The sequence below is a fragment of the Stenotrophomonas sp. 278 genome, from assembly GCF_003935715.1.
GTDB lineage: Bacteria > Pseudomonadota > Gammaproteobacteria > Xanthomonadales > Xanthomonadaceae > Stenotrophomonas > Stenotrophomonas maltophilia_AH.
The window spans coordinates 1-7,095 of the sequence record NZ_RHPP01000180.1 but is presented as its reverse complement, the minus strand read 5'-3'; the positions used below and the strand labels follow the sequence as shown (position 1 = coordinate 7,095).

Annotated in this window: 7 protein-coding genes and 1 pseudogene; 4 read left to right on the top strand and 4 right to left on the bottom strand. The window is 66.2% G+C overall.

Annotated elements, in window-relative coordinates; genetic code table 11:
* Positions 1-308, top strand: a 308-nt coding sequence (locus tag EGJ34_RS19620) for an inositol monophosphatase family protein (protein ID WP_312023045.1), incomplete at its 5' end; no start/stop codon positions are given.
* Positions 309-986: 678 nt separating this feature from the next.
* Here the strand turns inward: EGJ34_RS19620 and htpX are convergent.
* A complete protein-coding gene (gene htpX / locus EGJ34_RS19615) occupies positions 987-1,859 on the bottom strand; it encodes a protease HtpX (RefSeq protein WP_125362127.1) in 873 nt (290 codons plus the stop codon).
* A gap of 92 nt (positions 1,860-1,951) precedes the next feature.
* On the opposite strand from htpX, the gene gluQRS reads away from it, so the two are divergent.
* From gluQRS to phaR, 3 genes are all read left to right on the top strand, one after another.
* The gene (gene gluQRS / locus EGJ34_RS19610; protein WP_125362126.1) at positions 1,952-2,833 is read left to right on the top strand and encodes a tRNA glutamyl-Q(34) synthetase GluQRS; all 882 of its coding nucleotides are present in this window, start codon (positions 1,952-1,954) and stop codon (positions 2,831-2,833) included.
* A 79-nt stretch (positions 2,834-2,912) separates the two neighbouring features.
* Positions 2,913-3,653: a beta-ketoacyl-ACP reductase gene (locus EGJ34_RS19605; RefSeq protein ID WP_125362125.1), complete on the top strand. Its 741-nt coding sequence runs from the start codon at positions 2,913-2,915 to the stop codon at positions 3,651-3,653.
* A 175-nt stretch (positions 3,654-3,828) separates the two neighbouring features.
* Positions 3,829-4,359: a polyhydroxyalkanoate synthesis repressor PhaR gene (phaR, locus tag EGJ34_RS19600; RefSeq protein ID WP_125362124.1), complete on the top strand. Its 531-nt coding sequence runs from the start codon at positions 3,829-3,831 to the stop codon at positions 4,357-4,359.
* Between the two features lie 71 nt (positions 4,360-4,430).
* Here phaR and EGJ34_RS19595 read toward each other — a convergent pair whose 3' ends face one another.
* From EGJ34_RS19595 to mutL, 3 genes and pseudogenes are all read right to left on the bottom strand, one after another.
* Positions 4,431-5,369: a TraB/GumN family protein gene (locus EGJ34_RS19595; protein WP_125362123.1), complete on the bottom strand. Its 939-nt coding sequence runs from the start codon at positions 5,367-5,369 to the stop codon at positions 4,431-4,433.
* On the bottom strand, positions 5,369-6,304 hold the full coding sequence (locus EGJ34_RS19590) for a DUF1684 domain-containing protein (RefSeq protein WP_125362128.1): 936 nt from the start codon (positions 6,302-6,304) through the stop codon (positions 5,369-5,371). The genes EGJ34_RS19595 and EGJ34_RS19590 overlap by 1 nt, the downstream gene beginning before the upstream one ends.
* A 37-nt stretch (positions 6,305-6,341) precedes the next feature.
* A pseudogene (gene mutL / locus EGJ34_RS19585) lies at positions 6,342-7,095 on the bottom strand (DNA mismatch repair protein MutL); the annotation flags it as partial.

Here is a 7,095-nt window from a genome sequence, read left to right as displayed (position 1 = left end):
TGCTGGTGCAGGCCGAAGACGTGCGCCGCACGGGTTCGGCCGCGCTGGACCTGGCCTACGTGGCCTGCGGCCGCGCCGACGCCTACTTCGAAGCCGGCGTGAAGGCGTGGGACATCGCCGCCGGCGTGCTGCTGGTGCGCGAAGCCGGCGGCCGCGTCTGCGACTTCAAGGGAGCCACCCCGGCGCGCATGGACAGCCGCGGTCCGGAGACCCAGCAGATCGTCGCCGGCAACGTGAAGAACAGCGAGATCCTGCAGAAGGTCCTGGTCAACACCGGCTACGCGGCCGAGTTCGACGCCAAGTTCTGAGTTCTGCTCCCGCTTCATCTGCAACGGCACCTTCGGGTGCCGTTGTTGTTTGCGGGGTTGCGCGAACAGCCGGCATTGGCATGCATCTCTTATCGCCGGGCGCTGCCCGGCTGCTGTTGGTTTTTGGCGAACAGCCGGTGGCCGCTGATCTACGTGCTTAGGGCCATCGGATGGGGGGTACGGGACACGCCGTGAATCCATCCATGGAGGCTACTCGGACGCCATCCATGGCGCCGAGTGTCCCGTACCCCCCATCCGATGGCCCTTCGATACAGGGTCGGTGGCCATGGGAAACGCCAAGTCAACGGCGCTGTCGATCCGGGGTCATGCGTTACCGGATGTTAGGGATTTCACGGCCGTCGTCTGTCGACCGACGCTACCGCGGCTACGTGCTTTTGATCTTCGATGGCCACCGACGCACTGTCGATGGCGGGTCGGGGTGGGCTGGAGGGGGCACGAGCCGCATGGATGCGGCGATGAGCTTACATGGATGTATTCACAGCGTCCCCCGGAACGCCCATCCCGATCCGCCAAACTAGGGAGCCGATGAGCCACCGGCTGTTCGCCCAAATCCAACAGCAGCCGGGCAGCGCCCGGCGACACGTAGATCATGCAATCCAGGAAACAAAAACGCCCGGCGCAAAGGCCGGGCGTTCTGGGATCACATCAAAGGGCCAATTACACGGCGGCGTTGTTGGCGGCACGCAGGGCTGCGATGCGTTCTTCCAGTGGCGGGTGGCTCATGAACAGCTTCTTGGCCGTGGCACCGGCGATACCGAAGGCGGCGATCTGCGTCGGCAGCGTGCTCTGGCCATGGTTGAGCTTCAGGCGCTCCAGCGCGGCGATCATCTTCTGGCGACCGGCCAGGTGCGCACCGCCGGCGTCGGCGCGGAACTCGCGGTGACGCGAGAACCACATCGCGATCATCGTCGCGAACAGGCCGAACACCATTTCCAGGGCGAACACGATGATGAAGTAGGCAAAGCCTCGGCCGCCGCCTTCGCGGTTGCCCGACAACGCGCTGTCGATGATGCCGCCGACCACGCGTGCCAGCACGATCACGAAGGTGTTCAGCACGCCCTGCAGCAACGCCATGGTGATCATGTCACCGTTGGCCACGTGCGCGATTTCGTGGCCCAGCACCGCTTCGGCTTCATCTTCGCTCATGTTGTGCAGCAGGCCGGTGGACACCGCCACCAGTGCGTTGTTGCGGTTGGCACCGGTGGCGAAGGCGTTGATTTCCGGGCCGTCGTAGACGGCGACCTCCGGCATGCCGATGCCGGCTTCGCGCGCCTGGCGCGCTACGGTATCCAACAGCCAGCGCTCGGTGGCGTTGCGCGGCTCGGTGATCACCACCGCGCCCGTGGAGCGCTTGGCCATCCACTTGGACATCAGCAGCGAAATGATCGAACCGCCGAAGCCGAAGATGGCTGCCATCACCAGCAGACCGCTCATCTGGCTGGCGTTCACACCCAGCAGCGACATCACCACGCTGGCCAGGGCCAGGACCGCGAGGTTGGTCATCATGAAGAGAGCAATACGACTGAACATGGGAAACGCGCTCGATTGAGGGGATTTGAATCCAAATCTGCGGTGACTGCCGCTTGAATTCAAGTGGAATCCTGACCGACGATTCATAGTTCATGTTCAACCATTCCTACCGCGGGCGCTTTGCCCCCTCCCCGACCGGCCCCCTGCACCCCGGCTCCCTGCTGGCGGCACTGGGCAGCTGGCTGCTGGCCCGGCATGCCCAGGGTGAGTGGGGCGTCCGCATTGAAGACGTCGATCCCCCACGCACCGTCCCCGGGGCCATTGCCAGCCAGCTCGCCACACTGGACGCATTCGGGCTGCGCAGTGACGTCCCCGTGGTGTACCAGAGCCAACGCGATGCGCTGTATCAGGCGGCCATCGAGCGCCTGCTGGCACGTGGGCTGGCCTTCGCGTGTCATTGCAGCCGCAGCGAACTGGCCAGCCAGCACGGCATCCACCACCAATGCGTCGCCCAGGCCGAGCGCGCCACCCCGGCCATTCGCCTGCGGGTCGCCCCGGGCAGCGTGGTCCACTTCCAGGACGGCCTGCGTGGCGCGGTCAGCCAGGACGTGTACACCGAGGTGGGGGACTTCGTGCTGCGCCGGGCCGATGGCTGCTGGGCGTACCAGCTGGCCGTGGTGGTGGACGACCACGACCAGGGCATTACCGACGTGGTGCGCGGAGCCGACCTGCTGGACTCCACCCCGCGCCAGATGCTGCTGCAGCAGGCATTGGGCCTGCCCACGCCGCGCTACCTGCATCTGCCGCTGCTGCTGGATGCGCAGGGGCACAAGCTGTCCAAGTCCAGCGCTGCCGCACCGCTTGACCCCGCCAACCCCCTGCCCGCCCTGCAGCAGGCGTGGGTCTGGCTGGGCCAGGATGCTGCCGCGCTCGCGCACCACACCGAGGTTGCCGACTGGCTGCAGCAGGCCATCGAGCACTTCGTTCCCGAACGGCTGCCACCGCAGGACATCGCCATTGCACCGCCCGGCTGAATGACCGCCCCTTTTGTGCGCTGATGTTGCAGAATCGGTTTCCCCCCATGTTGGCTCTGGCCATTCGGAGTAGCTGCTCATGACATCGCGCGTTGCCTTGGTTACCGGTGGTACCGGCGGGATCGGGTCTGCCATCTGCCAACGCCTGTGCGAACAGGGGCACCGGGTCGCCACCAATTACCGCGATGAAGCCAAGGCGCAGGCCTGGCAGGAACGCATGCGTGCCCGTGGCTGCGAGGTCGCGATCTTCGCCGGCGACGTCTCCGACCCGGCCTCGGCCGAGCAGATGGTGCAGGCCGTGGAGGCTGCCCTGGGCCCGGTTGAGATCCTGGTCAACAACGCCGGTATCACCCGCGACACCACCTTCCACCGCATGCGCGCGGACCAGTGGCATGACGTGATCAACACCAATCTCAACTCGGTGTTCAACGTCACCCGCCCGGTGATTGAAGGCATGCGCCGCCGCGGCTGGGGACGGGTGATCCAGATCAGCTCGATCAACGGCCTCAAGGGCCAGTATGGCCAGGCGAATTACGCCGCCGCCAAGGCCGGCATGCACGGCTTCACCATCTCGCTGGCCCGCGAGAACGCCGGGTTCGGCATCACCGTCAACACGATTTCGCCCGGTTATGTCGCCACCGACATGGTGATGGCGGTGCCGGAGGAAGTGCGAGCAAAGATCATTGCCGACATTCCGACCGGACGGCTGGGCAAGCCGGAGGAAATTGCCTATGCGGTCAATTTCCTGGTCGCCGAGGAAGCCGCATGGATCACCGGTTCCAATCTGGACATCAACGGCGGCCACCACATGGGGTGGTAACGGTTTCATCGCAGCCGTTTCCGCATGATTGCGCCGCGCAGCTCCGGTTGCGCAAACTCATTTTGCTGCAGGCTGTGCTGCGCAGCATGAACAAGCGCCGGATATGACCAAAGACGGTTGCAACGCCTGCTGCGGTGCGCAATGATGCGCCCCTACGTTGACGAGTGCTTGCTTCATGGCTGCGAACCGCATCATCAAGAAGTATCCGAACCGTCGTCTCTACGACACTGAGATTTCCAGCTACATCACCATCGAGGACGTGCGCCAGCTGATCCTGGACGGCGAGGACTTTGAAGTCCGCGACGCCAAGAGCGGCGACGACCTGACCCGTTCCGTGCTGCTGCAGATCATCGCCGACCAGGAACAGGACGGCGAGCCGATGCTCTCCACCCAGCTGCTGAGCCAGCTGATCCGCTTCTACGGCGATTCGCTGCAGGGCTTCATGGGCAATTATCTGGAGCGCAGCATGCAGGTCTTCCTGGACCAGCAGCAGCAGTTCCGCCAGCAGATGGGGAACCTGCTCGGCCAGACCCCTTGGGCGATGATGAACCAGCTGACCGAGCGCAATCTGGAGCTGTGGAAGGATTTCCAGCGCAACATGGGCGCTGGCTTCGGCGCGCGCCCCAACCCGCCGGGCAGCAGCGCCGGCACCGGTACCGGAACCGGCAAGCCCGAAGCGCCGGTCGGCAGCAAGACCCGCCGCTGATTCCAGCGCCGGTCACACAAAAAAGGCGCGGCCCGCAGGCTGCGCCTTTTTGTTTGCACGGACCGCCGGCCTCAGCGCTTGGGTTTGGCGCAGCCGGTGCAGACCCGCTCGACCTTGAAGCCTTTGCCGCGCAGCTTTTCGACCACGCCGTCCTCGCCCAGCAGATGCAGCGCGCCGACCACCACCAGGGTGCCGCCCTGCCCGGCCTGCAGCTGCTGCTGCAGCTTCGGCACCCAGGCTTCGTTGCGCTCGGTGTTGATGCGCTTGTACAGCTGCGGATACTGCGCGCGCATGTCCACTGCCATTTCGTTCCACAGCATCTTTTCATCGCCGCGGCGCCAGGCGTCGTGCAGCGTGCGACTCAGCGCGTCGGCCTGCTCGGCCTGGTCCAGCGCCTCGGCCACCATCTGCTGCTGCTCCTTCGCCGACATCTGCGCGAACACGGCAATCTGCGTTTCGATGGTCTCCAGGCCGCTGGTCGGCTTGCCGGCGTCGGCAGCGCGCTTCATGAAATGTCGATCCAGGCCGAGTTCGGGGTCCAGCCCCATCCGTGCCAGCTGGCTCAGGGTGATGGTAAGGCCGACGAACCACGGCTTCATGCCCTGCATCTGCGCCAGCGGCATGTTGTTGGCCGCGGCGTAGGCCTGCAGCTTGGTCCAGGTGGGGGCATCGAGGTCACGACGCAGTTCACTGCCGTCGGTGCGCACCGCCGCCTGCATCATCTTGGTGACGAGGTCAGGCGACTGCATGTCGGCCGGCGACAGTTCGAACATCAGCCGGTTCGACGCGGCAAAGGCCTGGTCCACATCGGCGGCCAGCGGGTAATCGTCAGCGCGCAGCATGTGGAAGGAACCCAGCAAGTACACCCGGCTGTCGCCGGGACCGGTCACCTTCCACAGCAGTGGCACCGGCGCGGTACCCCCTGTGCGGGTGGCGGGCGCGGCACCGGCGCTGCCGGCCAGCAGGCCTGCACCGACCAGCAGAGAGAACATCAGTCGCTTGAACAACATCAGGGAGCTCCTTGAGGACTGTGGTACACCTGCTCGCCGGCATCCACGCGCAGATCCAGCCGGTTTTCGGCCGGGGTCAGCGGACAGGTCGCGAACGGGGTAAACGCGCATGGCGGGTTGTAGGCGTGGTTGAAGTCGATCAGCACCTGCGCGTTGGCATCCGGTGCGGGCAGGTCCAGGTAGCGGCCGGCAGGATAGCTGCCGTGACCGCTGGTGCGGTCGCCGAAGATCACGAACAGCTCGCGTCCCGGCTCGCCGAGCGCCTCCAGGCGATAGGGTTTGCCGTCCTTCTCGAACTCCAGCGCACCGGCGTTGGGCATCTCGGTGGTGAGCCCGGTGATGTCGACGATGGGCAGGGTCTTGCCTGCCGCATGCGGCACGAAGCGGGCGTTCACTCGCCAGCCCGGGCCGCCTTCCCAATAGGTCAGGCCGGTAAACGCGGTGCGGGTCGGCGCGTCGGCATGCTTGACCCGCAGGGCAAACCGTTCGCCGCGGTGGATCAGGCTGAGCTGGCCCTTGCCGTCGTCGAACGTGATCCGGGTCGGCGTCGCGTCGCGGTCGCTGAAGAAGCGGATGCGACCGGTCAGCGGCTCCCCATCCACGCTCATCGGCACGCCACGTTCGGGCGTGAAGGTGACGCTGTTGCCGTCGCGCGCCACCATGCCAAGTTTGTCCGGCCCCACCGCGAGACGGATGCCACTGCCCGGCCCCTGGCCGATGTAGTGCGCCTTGTGCTCCAGCCAGTGCAGTCCCACCAGGCTGGTCCAGCCGTCGGCGGCGTGCAGTTCGGTGTAACGCTGCTGCCGCCATTGCTGCTGTTCGGCCGCAAACGCGGGGTCCACTGGTGCCACGACCGGCACCGCCTCTTTGTCGCCACAGGCGGCCAGTGCCAGCACGCATGCCGCCACGACCGCGCAGCGTCGCCAACGACGCATCCCCATCAGACTGCTCCCCTTCAAGTGGCTTCCCCTTTCAACGTCCACGCAGGAACCAGCGGTCGATCTCCGCCAGCGAAAAACGGGCCCAGGTCGGTCGGCCATGGTTGCACTGGCCGGACCGCTCGGTGATTTCCATGTCGCGCAGCAGTGCGTTCATTTCCGGCACGGTCAGCCGGCGATTGGCGCGCACGGCTCCATGGCAAGCCATGGTCGACAGCAGCTCATCGCGCGCACTGGCGATGCGCCGGCTCTGGCCATGTTCGCGCAGGTCGGTCAGTACATCGCGCAGCAGGCCCTCCGGTTCGGCATTGGCAAGCAGCGCGGGAATGCTGCGCACGTGCAGCGAACCCGGCCCGGAGCGCGTGATCTCAAACCCCAGCGCGGTCAGCGTGTCGGCTTCGCGCTCGGCGGTGTCCGCATCGCGCTCGCCCACCGCCAGGGTGATCGGCACCAGCAGCGGCTGCGCGTGCAAGCCGATGCCGTCGTGCGCGGCCTTCAGGCGTTCGTAGCCGATGCGCTCGTGGGCGGCATGCATGTCGACCACGATCAGTCCCTCGGCATTCTCGGCGAGGATGTAGATCCCGTGCAGCTGCGCGATGGCGTAGCCGAGCGGCGGCACCCCACTGTCGGCCGAGGTGACCGGCAGGCCGTTCTCGCTGGGCATCGGCGGCAGCGCGGGGCTGTCGTTACCTTCGGGGCGCGCATACAGCGCGGCATAGGCTGACGGGGCATCGGCCACGCGCAGCCCGAGCGGCGACTGCTGCGGCCGCCAGCCCCCCATGCTTGCC

Excerpts from the sequence above, each read along its gene's own strand:
- EGJ34_RS19595 (WP_125362123.1), bottom strand. The coding sequence starts at position 5,369 with ATGTTGTTCAAGCGACTGATGTTCTCTCTGCTGGTCGGTGCAGGCCTG.
- phaR (WP_125362124.1), top strand. The coding sequence starts at position 3,829 with ATGGCTGCGAACCGCATCATCAAGAAGTATCCGAACCGTCGTCTCTAC.
- gluQRS (WP_125362126.1), top strand. The coding sequence starts at position 1,952 with ATGTTCAACCATTCCTACCGCGGGCGCTTTGCCCCCTCCCCGACCGGC.
- EGJ34_RS19605 (WP_125362125.1), top strand. The coding sequence starts at position 2,913 with ATGACATCGCGCGTTGCCTTGGTTACCGGTGGTACCGGCGGGATCGGG.
- htpX (WP_125362127.1), bottom strand. The coding sequence starts at position 1,859 with ATGTTCAGTCGTATTGCTCTCTTCATGATGACCAACCTCGCGGTCCTG.
- EGJ34_RS19590 (WP_125362128.1), bottom strand. The coding sequence starts at position 6,304 with ATGCGTCGTTGGCGACGCTGCGCGGTCGTGGCGGCATGCGTGCTGGCA.